7 protein-coding genes are annotated in these 13,917 nt (G+C 47.2%); 3 read left to right on the top strand and 4 right to left on the bottom strand.

Annotated features, from left to right (window positions below; all coding sequences use genetic code 11):
• Both xseA and xseB read left to right on the top strand, forming a co-directional pair.
• On the top strand, positions 1–1,481 hold a 1,481-nt coding region (gene xseA / locus FVR03_RS21935; protein WP_147923923.1), incomplete at its 5' end, for an exodeoxyribonuclease VII large subunit.
• Positions 1,471–1,734: an exodeoxyribonuclease VII small subunit gene (xseB, locus tag FVR03_RS21940; RefSeq protein ID WP_147923924.1), complete on the top strand. Its 264-nt coding sequence runs from the start codon at positions 1,471–1,473 to the stop codon at positions 1,732–1,734. The genes xseA and xseB, both read left to right, overlap by 11 nt.
• A gap of 433 nt (positions 1,735–2,167) precedes the next feature.
• Here the strand turns inward: xseB and FVR03_RS21945 are convergent, their stop codons facing one another.
• On the bottom strand, positions 2,168–4,375 hold the full coding sequence (locus FVR03_RS21945) for a bifunctional alpha,alpha-trehalose-phosphate synthase (UDP-forming)/trehalose-phosphatase (protein WP_147923925.1): 2,208 nt from the start codon (positions 4,373–4,375) through the stop codon (positions 2,168–2,170).
• Positions 4,376–5,186: 811 nt separating this feature from the next.
• Between FVR03_RS21945 and FVR03_RS21950 the strand changes: the two genes are divergently transcribed.
• Positions 5,187–5,786, top strand: a complete 600-nt coding sequence (locus tag FVR03_RS21950) for a DUF2179 domain-containing protein (RefSeq protein WP_147923926.1) — start codon at positions 5,187–5,189, stop codon at positions 5,784–5,786.
• 283 nt (positions 5,787–6,069) lie between these two features.
• On the opposite strand, the gene glgB is transcribed toward FVR03_RS21950, so the two are convergent.
• Genes glgB through FVR03_RS21965 form a run of 3 tightly spaced genes read right to left on the bottom strand, consistent with a single transcriptional unit; the run spans position 6,070 to position 13,770 of the window.
• A complete protein-coding gene (glgB, locus tag FVR03_RS21955) occupies positions 6,070–8,406 on the bottom strand; it encodes a 1,4-alpha-glucan branching protein GlgB (RefSeq protein WP_147923927.1) in 2,337 nt (778 codons plus the stop codon).
• Positions 8,399–11,731 carry a maltose alpha-D-glucosyltransferase gene (gene treS / locus FVR03_RS21960; protein ID WP_147923928.1) on the bottom strand — a complete coding sequence of 1,111 codons (3,333 nt, stop codon included), beginning with the start codon at positions 11,729–11,731 and terminating at the stop codon, positions 8,399–8,401. Before treS ends, glgB begins: the two co-directional genes overlap by 8 nt.
• A gap of 35 nt (positions 11,732–11,766) precedes the next feature.
• Complete coding sequence (locus FVR03_RS21965; protein WP_147923929.1) at positions 11,767–13,770, bottom strand: alpha-1,4-glucan--maltose-1-phosphate maltosyltransferase; 2,004 nt, start codon at positions 13,768–13,770, stop codon at positions 11,767–11,769.
• Positions 13,771–13,917: the final 147 nt, after the last annotated feature.

Here is a 13,917-nt window from a genome sequence, read left to right on the forward strand (position 1 = left end):
AAGAAGAGCTGGAACTGGCATTTCCGGATAGTTACTGGGTAGTTGCAGAAATTGCCCAGGTAAATGCCGACCGCGGAAAAGGCCACTGCTACCTTACCCTTGCCGATAAAGGCGATAACCCCAGGGGGCAGATGCTGGCACAGGCTCGCGCAACCATCTGGAGCACTCGTTACCAGATGCTGGGGCGGTACTTTCAGGAGAAAACGGGGCAGCCGCTAAAGGCAGGGCTTAAAATTCTGTTCCAGGCAAAGGTCAGGTTTCATGAGCTGTATGGCATGAGCCTCGATATTCTGAGAATCGACCCGAATTATACCATTGGCGACCTGGCACGGCAACGGCAAGAGACCCTGAAGCGCCTGGAGTCGGAGGGTTTATTGGCTGCGAACCGGGCACACGAACTAGCCATGGTGCCGCAGCGATTGGCCGTTATATCATCGGCCACAGCAGCCGGTTACCAGGATTTTATTCACCAGCTGCAGCACAACGTCTTTGGCTACAGCTTCGCCACCACCTTGTTTCCGGCCCTGGTACAAGGCAACGAGGCACCAGCCTCTGTAGCGCGAGCTATGCAGCTGGTGGCAAAGCACCAGCACCTCTTCGATGCCATTGTTATTATTCGTGGCGGTGGCTCCCAAACCGACCTCAGCTGCTTCGACGATTACGCCATAGCTGCTGCCATAGGTCGCTCTGCGCTGCCGGTGCTCACAGGCATCGGGCATGAGCGCGACGAGAGCATTGCCGACCTGGTGGCACATACCCGCCTCAAAACTCCTACAGCCGTCGCTAATTTTCTGGTAGAGCGGCTACAGGCTGCAGAGGCTGAGGCAGAAGGTCTGCTCGATAGCATCCGGATGTTCTCGGTGCAGATGCTGAAGCTGGCAAACGAGAAGCTGGAGCGGCAGAGCCTGAAACTCTCGAACAGTACGAACGATTTTCTGCAGGAGGCCAACGAACGACTCAACAAGCTCTCGAAAGGCCTGCTCCTGAAACAGAAGACTTTTCTGGAGCTGCAGAAGCACCGGACAAACAATCAGGAAAGAGATATAAAGGCCGCGACAAAAGAGCAGCTCCACCGGCAGGAAAAATACATGAGCCACCTGGCGGTGTGCGTGGAAGGCAAGAGTCAGCGGTACCTGCACCTGAAAGAACACGAACTGAACACGCTGGTGCATTGCCTCGAAACAGAAGCTAAAGACGGTTTAAAACAGGCCGAGATGAGCTTCTTCTCCAGGTCAGATCAGTTTAAGTTTAGTATCAGGCAAAAAATCCAGGCACAGCACCACCGGCTCAACCTGATGGAACTTAGCATAAAAGCAAACGACCCCGAAAAACTTTTACTGAAAGGTTACACGCTAACCTTGCTGAATGGCAAAATAATAAAAAGTGTGGGCCAGCTAACCTCCGGTGATGTAATTGAAACAAAGATGAAAGATGGCACCATCCATAGCATGGTCGTAAATGTAGATAATAATGACGAATAAGGAAATAAACAGCATGAGTTACCGCGAAGCCACCAGAGAGCTGGAGGAGATACTGCGGGCAATAGAGAACGACTCAGTAGATGTAGATGAGCTGACCGTGAAGGTGCAGCGTAGTTCGCAGCTTATAAAATTGTGCAAAGACAAATTACGCAGTGCCGAACATGCCATAGACCAGGTCTTTAACGAGGAGAACTGCGAAGAACCTCAAAAGCCTGCACCAGCAGCCGATGCAGAAAAAGGCAGGTTATTCTAAGCCAATTGGCATCTGCATGTAGCAAAATTTAGACAGTGACACAACTTAGCGGCATTTGTTTCACCTTTTATACAAATTGTAAAAAATCGTGCGTCATGATACGTGTGTCGTTTTTCTAAAGGTGATACAATTTCTGATTCCGATAAGGTAAGACGCAGACTATATCTACCCTGAACCCTTGAGGCTAATTAGCTTCAAAAGCTTTTGGAGGTTAATTTCATTAGAATAATTGCTGCTGGTTGTTGATTGTTTTGCAGATATATTGAATGAGAGGTTGAGTGGATGAAGGAATAATTCTGTCAGGGGACAGAACCTGGTGGGCATAGACGAATAGAAGATTTGAATCTGGTAATAAGTAATACCTCCGGGTACTAACATAAAAGAGCCGCTTCCTATAAAAAGAAAGCGGCTCTTTTATGTTAAAAACTCAATACTAAATCGCGTGTTTCTGTTGCTGAATTTTTTGCAGTTGTACTAGTCGCCTTAATAACCGGCGGGCCTGCTCGCTTGTGTCGAGGTGGTATTTAGCGATGGAGTGCGAATTACCGATTTTTACGGTATAAGCATCGCGTGGCATCGCTTTGAAAATATCTTCGTCGCCCCAATCGTCGCCCACGGCCATAATAAACTCAGGGGAGTACATGTTCAGCCAATGTGCGGTTGCTCGGCCTTTATTTACCTCCTGCGCTTTTATCTCCACAGCCATTTGCCCATCTATTACCTGCAGGTTGCTGTTGTCAGCCAGGAAGTTCAGGTGGTTTACGAGCTCTCGTGCACGCAGGTCGCCTAAACCAGTTTCAACACGGCGGTAGTGCCATACCAGCGAGTAATCTTTCTCTTCAATAAACGAGCCCGGAGTACGGTCAACATACAGGTCCAGTATGAGGCGAATATCTGATTTCCAGGTATCCAGGAGGCTCATCATGGTTCTCCAGCCTTTGTCGCGCTGCTTAATCCAGACACCGTGTTCGGCTATTATATCGAGGTTTAGCTCACCCAGCCAATCCTGCATATGATCTTTATCGCGGGAGCTAACAATGACTACTCGGTTTTTCTGACTGGCACTCAGGCTACTGAGCAACTGCAACAGTTCAGCATCCGGTTTCATACTCGAAGGATCTGCCTGGTAATCCATTAGCGCGCCATCATACTCCAGAAAGAACAGACGAGTGCTGGCATTCTGATACGTATCGCTCATCTCCTGAAACGTTGCCTCATCGAGGTAGCTGGTAGCCATAGACATTTGCTTGATCTTCACGTAGTTCAGGCGATCCATGTAAATACCTACCCAATGGTGAATATTGTATCTTTTCAGGGATTCCTGCATACGGCTCATGCAGGCTTTCTGCTCCTCTTCCGGCATGGTAAGCGCCTTGTGCATCGAGGCCACCACCTGGTTAATGTCGTTCGGGTTAATCAAAATGGCTTCAGAAAGTTCTTTTGAAGCACCTGCCATTTCACTTAAAATAAGTACGCCCGGGTCGTTGTGCTTGCTGGCTACATACTCCTTGCAAACCAGGTTCATGCCATCTCGCATGGGAGTAACCAAGGCCACATCGGCCATACGGTAAAAAGCCGACAGCGTCTCGATTGGGTAAGATCGGTAGAAGTACTGAATCGGGTTCCAGGTAATGCGGCTGTAGCGGCCATTTATACGGCCCACCAGTTCGTCTACTTCTTCTTTCAGTTCCTTATACTTTTCTACGGCGTCTCTGGAAGGCACTACCAGCATCACCAGTGTTACCTTTTCGTGGAACTCAGGATATTGCTCCAGAAACAACTCAAAAGCCCGTAAGCGTTGTGGTATGCCTTTAGAGTAATCCAGGCGATCTATTGAGAGCACGATTTTCTGATCGCTCAGGTTATTTCTGTAGACTTTCTCACGCTTTTTAACTTCGTCGGAGTCTGCTATTTCCGCATACTTATCATAATCAATACCCATCGGGAAAGAATCGACGAGCAGCGAGCGGGAACCCATGTTAATCCAGCCGTGCATGCTGCCATGCCCCAAAATTCGGTTAACCGAGCTCAGGAAGTGGCGCATATCGTCGTACGTATGGAAACCGACCAGGTCTGCTCCCACCATTCCGTCCAGAATTTCCTTACGCCAGGGTAGTAACCTGAAAACTTCGTAAGAAGGAAAAGGGATGTGAAGGAAGAAGCCAATGGTGGCATCAGGCAAGCGCTCACGAAGCATGGATGCCAGCAACAGAAGCTGATAATCATGAATCCAGATGGTATCTTCGGGCTCTGCCTGCTCCAGAATTACGTCGCAATATTTCTGGTTAACCGCTACATAGGTTTCCCAGAGTTGCTGGTCATAAACGGCATACTGGCTAAAGTAGTGGAAGGTAGGCCAAAGGGTTTCGTTGCTGAAGCCTTCGTAAAACTCCCTTATTTCCGTTTCAGTAAGAAACACCGGGTGCATATTTTCATCATGCAGATCAACTGCAATCTGCTGCTGTTTTTCCGGGTTTTCCACCACCATACCCGGCCAACCGATCCAAAGGTTGTCATCCTTTTTATAGATAGAGCCTAACCCAGTTGCCAAACCACCTTCACTGGGTTTGTAGGTCATCTTCCCTTCTTTTTCCTGTAGTTTTACAGGAAGTCTGTTTGATACAATGATCAGTTTTGCCATTTGCTCTCGAAATTGTACTCAGGCAACTTTAGGTGCGTTTTATGGTAAACACTCTCCCTAAGAGTCTGGATTATTTTATTTAAATGTAATTCTATATTTATATAAAATTGCTCGCACTTGGTCGTTTGTAATGTAATTTATGCTTACGTAGCATACACTTTTTGTGTTCTATGAATATAGAAAATACGCTATAAACGAATAAGGAATAGATATTTTAAATTAACAATAATATTGGGAATTTAAAAACTATTGCGCATCCTGTGCTAACCTGAAAATTAAGCTAATTCACTTTCTCCTGCACTGCTTTACCTTAGCCCTGATTCAGTTGCCATATAATGCCTATTTCACAACTAAGTATGTTAACTGGTTTATCTTAACCAGATGAATACGATTAGCACGCTCCAGAATTTATATTTAAAAACTATTTTAGCAGGCTATTAATCTAAATCACTACCTACCTTTTAAAGCTTATCAGAACTTAAGCTCTGTACAAACATTCGTTTCATTATAGCAACATTTAAAGTGCTACATATTATAGCTTGAATATTACAAATTTTTCTTTAAAACAAATTATTTATTTAGCTTTTTTTGAAATCTTAGTTTTTAACCTTCTAGAAAAGGGATAGCTTTAACGGTCTTATAATTTTTTACTAGCAGTTTTATATGCTATGCCAGCACGTATTCACCTTTTGCAGTATAAGGAGCGGCACTCTCATTCTGCCTTGTAAAGGTATACTGGTGACAGAAGTAAAAACTATACTCATTTAGAAAATGACGGCTGCACGTATGGGCTAAACATGTAATTTTGTGCATGAACTTTTTTCAAGGTATTGATCCGGCAATAGTGGAGTGGCTTATAATTCCGGCACTCATATTTCTGGCCAGAATAGTTGATGTAACGTTAGGCACTCTTCGGATTGTTTTTATTTCGAAGGGAGATAAGAAAATTGCTCCTTTACTTGGTTTTGTGGAGGTACTGATCTGGCTTATTGCTATTACGCAGGTTATGCAGAACCTGAGCAATTTTGTGTCGTACCTGGCTTGGGCAGGTGGGTTTGCTGCCGGCAATTTTATGGGTCTGCGCATAGAGCAGAAACTGGCGCTGGGGCAGGTGGTAGTGCGCATTATAACGGTAGAACAAGCCACTAAATTAATAGACCGGCTCCGGGGCCGTGGTTACCGACTTACCTGCGTAGACGCCCGGGGCAGCAAAGGCAAGGTAAATCTGCTGTTTATGATCGTGAAGCGCAAGAAACTGGACGAAGTTATCGGCATTATCCGGGATTATAACCCGAATGCATTTTATTCTGTCGAAGATGTGCGGTCTGTTTCTGAAGTAGATGTACCTCAGGATTCTGCCACAGAGAAAGTAACAATGGCTAAGCTCTTTCCGCTCCGTAAATCAAAGTAGGCCACACATAATTTTCTTACCCTTGACCCTTCTGAGCTCCAAAAGCCTTCGGAAGGGCTTTTTCATTTGAATAATCTGGTTGTTGGTTGATGTTGCGTATAGGCTGTAGGATTCTTATAAAGTAGCAGAATTGTTAGTCAGGTTATTTCAAGTTCCTACCTTTCTGCAGGGAGTTGGGTTAGTTGAAAAAAGCAGCGGCATTTACCATTTGTAAAGGTATCTGCCGCTGCTCACTTGGCTAAAGGTTAATCAAACGTTTTAGCTTTTCTTTAGCACTCTTGCCTTAATTCATAAACTTAAGGTAAACAACCGATAACGGTGGTAATACCACATCCAAAGAACAAGGCTTGCCATGGTAAGGAGCCTCCCATGAATGTAGATTTTCTGGGTTATGCGCATTGCTGCCTCCATAACTGGCGTCATCCGAGTTGTAGATCTGGAGCCAGCGCCCGGCCACAGGTACACCTAAACGGTAGTGGTTATGGGTCATCGGTGTAAAGTTGGCAATCACCAAAATCATTTCGCCTAACCCATCGCCTTTCCGCATAAAGCTCATAACACTGTTATGGGCATCGTTGTAGTCAATCCACTCAAAACCGCGATCACTGAAGTCGTAACGGTAAAGAGCCGGTTCGTTTTTGTAAATTTCGTTCAGGTGGTTTACCGTACGCTGTACGCCTGCGTGGTAGCCAAACTGCAACAGGTGCCAGTCTACGCTGCTGTCGTGGTTCCACTCGCTGCTTTGGCCGATTTCGCCTCCCATAAACATTAATTTACCTCCTGGGTGGGCATACATGTACCCATACAGCGCCCGCAGGTTGGCAAATGCCTGCCATTCATCGCCAGGCATTTTACGCAACAAGGAGCCTTTGCCATGCACTACTTCGTCGTGCGAGAGTGGCAACATAAACCGCTCCGAAAAGGCATATATAATACTGAAGGTGATATCGCCCTGGTGGTGCTTGCGGTAAATAGGATCTTTGGAGAAATAGGTGAGCGTATCGTGCATCCAACCCATCATCCATTTCATGTCGAATCCTAGGCCGCCATTTTCGATAGAGTTGGTAACACCCGGCCAGGCAGTTGACTCTTCGGCAATGGTTTTAACATCCGGGAATTTATCGTGCACCGCATAGTTAAAGTCTTTCAGCAACGAAATTGCCTCCAGGTTTTCGCGGCCGCCATACTCGTTTGGTATCCACTCGCCTTCTTTGCGGCTGTAGTCGAGGTAGAGCATAGAGGCAACAGCATCTACACGTAGCCCATCGGCATGGTATTTATCGAGCCAGAACAGCGCGTTACTGATCAGGAACGAGCGTACCTCGTTTCTACCGTAGTTAAATATGTAACTGTTCCAGTCAGGATGAAAGCCTTTGCGGGCATCGGCGTGCTCGAAAAGGTGTGTACCATCAAAATAAACAAGACCGTGTTCATCTGAAGGAAAGTGAGATGGCACCCAATCCAGAATAACACCTATACCATGCTGGTGCAGCACATCGATCAGGTGCATGAGGTCGGCAGGAGAACCGTACTGGCTGGCGGCTGCAAAATAGCCTGTTACCTGGTAACCCCAAGATCCGTTAAAAGGGTGGTACATAATCGGCATGAACTCTACGTGCGTAAAGCCCATATCCTTCAGGTAACCTGGCAATTCTTCGGCCAATTCGCGGTAAGTCAGCGGCCTGTTATTGTCTTCCGGCCTTCTGCGCCACGACCCGATATGCAGCTCATACACTGAGTAAGGCTGTGGCTGCCCGATCTGACTTTTGCGGTACTCCAGCCAGTTGTTATCTTCCCATTTGTAATTCAGGTCTGTTACAACAGAGGCTGTTAGTGGTGGGGTTTCTCTGCCAAAGGCAAAGGGGTCGCTTTTTTCTACATGGTACAAATGAAACCTCGATTTAAGGTGGTATTTGTACAGCATGCCATGGCCAACATTCGGAATAAAACCTTCCCAAATGCCAGATTCGTCGGGGCGTGCCTGTAGCGGGTGGCTTGCACGGTTCCAGAAGTTGAAATCGCCGATAACTGAAACTTGTTCAGCATTTGGCGCCCAAACAGCAAAATAAACGCCTGTAGTGCCCTCATGGGTCATGATGTGTGAACCTAGCTTCTCGTACAGGGAGAAATGCTTACCTTCTCTGAAAAGGTGCATATCGAAGTCTGTGAACCGGCTTACACCATACACTATTTTGTTTATCTCTTCTGCCGGGGCCTCCTGCGCAGCTAATAGGTCATGTTCTTCATGCGCAGACTCAGGCGTAACTACCGGCTCGATAGCAGGAGCAGCACCTGGTGCTTTTTTTGCCCTGGTCTTCTTTACCGGAATAGGCGTTTCGTTCGGGGCAGGTACCGGTATAGCGGTTTCTGCTTGCTTTGCTTTAGCATTCGCTCTCTTTTTAGGAGAAGCCGTAACCCCATCTGGTGCCGGAGCATCAGATAGGTTTACAGCTTCTGCAGCTTTAGGACGGGCCCTTGTTTTTTTAGGTTCAGCAGTGGCACCTGATTCAGATGCAGCCTTTTCAGCAGCTTTAGATGTACCCTTTTTGGAGCTGGTCTTGGCAGCAGGTGTGGTGTTCTCCTTGTCTGTATTTGTCTGATCTATCTTCTTTTTAGCCATTCTGATACTTCCTCATGATATATTTTATGCCTCTGATCGGGATTAGCACCCAATCAGGACGATTGTTCAATTCGTATCCTAATTCGTAAATTGCCTTCTCGAGCAGGAATGTCTCCATCAGCACGTTGTAATCTTCTTCGCTGGCTGGTACAATGCCCTGGCCTTTGGCCTTTTCGAGATACCGGTGCATGTAGAACCCGCTCGCATAATGGTACCATTGCTCTGCCCACTGCTCCAGGTACTGGCTGTCTTCTTTCCGGAAGGAACCTTGCTGGAAGAGTGCATTGTACACCGCATAATGGAAGGAGCGAATCATACCGGCTACGTCGCGGAGTGGTGAGCGCTTCAGGCGGCGTTCGCTGAATGAGCGTGCTGGTTCCCCTTCAAAGTCGATGATCATAAAATCACGACCCGTGAATAGAACCTGACCTAAGTGGTAATCGCCGTGGGTTCGTATTTTCTGGGTATCAATTTTCCTGGCGAAAATCATTTTAAGCTGCTCCAGAACCTGACCGCGCATCTGTAATACTTCCTCTGCCTCAGCTCTAATTGACTCTGGCAGGTCGTTCATCTTTTTCTGCAGTAAGTCGAAGCTGCTGCGCACAAGAGACGTGAGCGAAGAGTAAAGCGAGCGCTGGTAATGCAGGGAGAAGTCTTCTGGCGCAAAATCCTTGTGGTCGATACCTGCCAGTGCCAGGTGCATTTCGGCTGTACGCTGGCCCAGCAGTTCTACACGCTCCACATGTGCGCCACCCAATTGCATCTGCACTTCTTCCGGCACTTCAGAAAAAGCTATAGGTTTGGAAAGCGTTCCGAACATTTTCTTCGGATTCAGGCGTTCATCCTGCGTCAGCAGGCGTTCGAAGAATCGTTTCAGGGCATCCTCCATATATACCCACACATCGCCCTGGTTCGGCACCAGTTCCTGCAGCATCATCAGGACCATAGGCTGCTTGCGTGCCTCATGCTGCTCCAGGGTACCCATAAACTTCGGTACAAACTCGAACCCTGCTTTTTCTGAAAGGGCCTGAATAACCTCTACATCCGGGTTCATGGCCCTGTCGAGTTTTCTGTACACTTTCATAAAGTACTGGTTACCGTAAAGCACCGATGTATTGCTCTGCTCTGCACTAAGTATGCGGGAGCTGAACGGCTGGGTAGAGTCCTTCAGAACAGAGCTTACTTGCTTGTTACTTGTACCTACCAGCTCGCCACTGTCAGTCTTGATTTTTTTGCGTTTCGCCATTACCTGAAACAGCATCAGGCGGAAATCTTCCCAATACATGGCATCGAACAGAATGCCCTCTTTACCATCTAAGGCAACGCGTGCAATAATGCTGTTAGGATGGGTATTGATAAGCTCTTCTTCCTGCTCACCAGAGGCAAAAGCTATCGGTAACTGGTAAAGCTCCGGCAGACCTTCGTTGTAGTTTACTTCTATCAGGAGCAGCGAGGCACCTTGTTTACCTACCTGAAGCGGCACATTAGACACAATCTGCAGGCGTTGCATGGTACGGGCTTTTCCGCCAAACCAACGGCTGCGCATCAGGTACTTCTGCAGCACCTTCGACTCCAGTTCCTTCAGCACTTTAGGCGCTAAAGCGGCCCGAAGCGAGGTTAACTGCACTTCAGGTCTCTGCTTGTCTGTTTCGAAGGTACCTCCTACTTCCTGCGGCTGCAGCTCAAACCAATAGTACCCATGCGTACCTACCGTAAACAGGTAGCTATCGTCCTTAATTACCGGGAATTTGTTTTTACTAAAAACCTCCATCGGAATACGACCTTTATACTCATGCAGGTCCAGTTCCACAGCCTCAGCAAAACGTGACAGGTTGGCGATCACCAGTATGGTTTCGTCCTGGTACTCCCGTACAAAAGCAAGAACTTTGGAGTTAGAAGGGCTCAGGAACTTAATAGTTCCGCGACCGAAAGCCTTGTAGCGTTTGCGCATGTTTATAATGCGGCGGGTCCACCATAAAAGCGAATTCGGATTATGCTCCTGCGTATCTACGTTTACCGATTCATATTTATATTCCGGATCGATGATAATTGGCAGATAGAGTTTCTGAGGGTTAGCAGTCGAGAAACCGGCATTGCGATCATCATTCCACTGCATCGGGGTTCTTACACCGTCCCGGTCACCGAGATAGTAGTTATCCCCCATCCCGATTTCATCGCCATAGTACACCACAGGAGTTCCGCGCATCGAAAAAAGCAGCACGTTCATGAGCTCAATTTTGGCCCGGTCGTTCCCTAGGAGCGGGGCCAGCCGGTGCCGGATACCAATGTTAATTTTCGCCATCGGGTCTTTGGTGTACACTTTGTACATGTAGTCCCGCTCTTCGTCGGTTACCATTTCGAGGGTTAATTCGTCGTGGTTCCTCAGGAACATGGCCCACTGGCAGGTTTCCGGTATAGGTGGTGTCTGGTTAAAAATATCAATAATCGGGTACCTGTCTTCCATCTTCAGCGACATGAAGAGCCGAGGCATTATCGGGAAGTGGTAGTTCATATGGCAGGCGTCTCCGTTTCCGAAATAAGAAGCGGAGTCCTCAGGCCACATGTTCGCTTCAGCCAACAACAACTTTCCGGTATACTTGCTGTCTACGTGGGCACGCAGCTTTCTTAAAAAGGCGTGTGTTTCAGGCAAATTTTCGCAGTTTGTACCATCGCGCTCAAACAGGTAAGGCACAGCATCCAACCGGAAACCATCTACTCCCAGGTCGAGCCAGTATTCTAGCATCTTGAACACCTCCTGCTGTACTTTTGGGTTATCGTAGTTCAGGTCTGGCTGGTGCGAGAAGAAACGGTGCCAGTAGTACTGGCCTGCCACCGGGTCCCAGGTCCAGTTAGAAGGTTCCGTATCGGTAAAAATAATCCTTACTTCATTGTACTTGTTCGGGTCATCGGTCCAAACATAGTAATCGCGGTAAGGAGAGCCTTTCTTGGCAGTTCTGGCCCTTTGGAACCAAGGGTGCTGGTCGGAGGTGTGGTTAATAACCAACTCCGTAATCACCTTCAGCCCACGCCGATGCGCCTCTTTCACAAACAGCTTGAAATCCTGCATGTTTCCATACGAAGGATTTATATTGTAATAATCCGCAATATCATAGCCATCGTCGCGAAGCGGAGACGGGTAAAAAGGTAAAAGCCAAATAGCCGTCACACCCAGGTCTTCCAGATAGTCCAGCTTTTGCATTAATCCTTTAAAGTCCCCGTAACCATCACCGTTGCCATCTTTAAAAGCTTTAATGTGCAATTCGTAGATGATCGCATCTTTGTACCAATGAATGTTGTCGTCTAACAGCGTTTCTTTATCTGCCATAGTAGGTTTAAATGAATTATTTAGGATTTCCCAGCTTATTGTGGGAGAAAGGTGTCGTCTAATTCCTGGTGCCCCATGCCTTCATTGGCTTCTTCGAGCCTGAAAACATGTACCGGCATTTCATGCGGCCGCAGCTCTACATAATTCCATTCGCCGGTCCAGGTGTATTTATACTCTGTCAGCAGGTCGTGCATAATATACTGCTGGTCTACTAAAATTCCGAACAACTGCAAAGGTACCTGTACCCATCCCGGCTGCACATGGTGCGGATCCATGTTCACGACCATCAGCAGTTTGTTGCCAGAGGCTTCGTCTGTTTTGGCATAAGCCAGCAGGTGCGGGTTGTCGGTGTTGGCAAACTGAATATTCCAGGTGCTTTGCAGGGCGGGGTTAACTTTCCTGATTTTGTTGATGAGCGTAATAACCTCGCTTATTTTAGTTTTGCGGCCCCAGTCCCAATGTTTGATTTCGTATTTTTCAGACTCAGTGTATTCCTCTTTGCCAGGGTGCGGCACATTTATCCCGAACTCATAAACAGGGCCATATAAGCCATAATTCGAAGATAATGTAGCAGCCATAACCACACGTGCAATATGGCCAGCTTCGCCTCCCTCTACCAACGAAACAGGCAAAATATCCGGGGTGTTTGGCCAGAAATTCGGTCGGTAATATTCCCGCATCTCTGTTTGGGTAAGTTCAGTAAGATATTCCTGCATTTCCTGACTGGTGTTGCGCCAGGTAAAGTAGGTGTAAGACTGGGTAAAGCCAATCTTACCAAGCCGTTCCATTACACGTGGTCTGGTAAAGGCTTCTGCCAGAAAAATGATCTGCGGATGCTCTCTTCTGATTTCCTTTATGCACCACTCCCAGAACCCGAAGGTTTTGGTATGCGGATTATCAACCCTGAAAATGTGCACACCCTGCGCAATCCAATGGTCCAGTATACTCTTCAGTTCCCGCCAAAGGTTCTGCCAGTCTTCTGTCTCGAAATTAACAGGCAGTACATCCTGGTATTTTTTGGGAGGGTTTTCGGCATACTGCACGGTTCCGTCCGGCCGCCACTTAAACCACTGCGGATGTTCCTTTACATACGGATGATCTGGTGCACATTGTATGGCAAAATCAAGTGCTATTTCAATACCGTGCTCGCGTGCTGCAGCCACAAAGCTTCTGAAATCATCTAGGGTGCCTAACTCAGGTAAAATACTTTTATGACCACCTTCAGCAGCGCCAATAGCCCATGGCGACCCCGGCTCACCAGACTGAGCGGTTACGGCATTATTTTTTCCTTTTCTGAACTCCCTGCCAATCGGATGAATAGGGGGAAGATAAATAGTATCGAAACCCATTTCGGCAATGCGGGGTAACAGGCGCTCACAGTCCTTAAAAGTGCCGTGCATGCCAGCTTCCTGTGCAGCCGATCTTGGGAAGAACTCATACCAGGTGCTGAATAGGGCTTTCTTACGTTCCACATCAACTTCGAGTACCTTGCCGTAAGTAGTAGCATTTTTACGCTCAGAGCAAGCATTCATCAGTTCTGTTACATCAGTTCCGGTAGCCAGTGCTACGGCATCCGCGTCTGAGGCAGAAGTTTGCAACTCCTGAGCCCACTTCTTCAGGCGTTTGCTTTGACCTGGTTTTGCTGTGGCAGCTGCTTCTTCCAGATGCTGGGCCCCAATCTGCAGTTCCAGCTTTATATCCTGGTTTGCCTCGTACTTTTTCTTGAGTCCTTTCTGCCACGTATAAAAATGGTCTATCCAGCCAAGCAACGTATATTCAAAGCGCCCCATGCTATCCGGAGCAAACCGGGCCTCCCAGTGGTCGTTGCCCAGAAAGTGCATCGGCACCTCCTCCCACTTCTTCTTTTTAGCGTTTTTATAGCGTAGAACAGCTTTTACTTCATCATGGCCATCTGTGAAAATATCTGCTGTAACTCTCAGTTCCTCCCCTACTATTCTTTTTACAGGATAATCTCCGCAATTAAGCTGCGGTTTCACATTTTCAATAATAACGCGTTGTTTACCTTCCAGTGCTTCCATTAATTATCTTTAGTAGTTTACTGTAGTTACCTCACAATATAAATTATGTTTCGGCTAATATTCAAATATCCTAATGAAATAATTGAATTAGGCACTTAAGCAATAACCATTTTATAGGGATGTGGAGGAGCGGCCACCATCCTTTTG

The organism is Pontibacter qinzhouensis (assembly GCF_008017455.1).
In the GTDB taxonomy this organism is placed as follows: domain Bacteria; phylum Bacteroidota; class Bacteroidia; order Cytophagales; family Hymenobacteraceae; genus Pontibacter; species Pontibacter qinzhouensis.

Coding starts and splice junctions, on each gene's coding strand:
- xseB (WP_147923924.1), top strand. CDS start 1,471: ATGACGAATAAGGAAATAAACAGCATGAGTTACCGCGAAGCCACCAGA.
- FVR03_RS21945 (WP_147923925.1), bottom strand. CDS start 4,375: ATGGCAAAACTGATCATTGTATCAAACAGACTTCCTGTAAAACTACAG.
- FVR03_RS21950 (WP_147923926.1), top strand. CDS start 5,187: ATGAACTTTTTTCAAGGTATTGATCCGGCAATAGTGGAGTGGCTTATA.
- glgB (WP_147923927.1), bottom strand. CDS start 8,406: ATGGCTAAAAAGAAGATAGATCAGACAAATACAGACAAGGAGAACACC.
- treS (WP_147923928.1), bottom strand. CDS start 11,731: ATGGCAGATAAAGAAACGCTGTTAGACGACAACATTCATTGGTACAAA.
- FVR03_RS21965 (WP_147923929.1), bottom strand. CDS start 13,770: ATGGAAGCACTGGAAGGTAAACAACGCGTTATTATTGAAAATGTGAAA.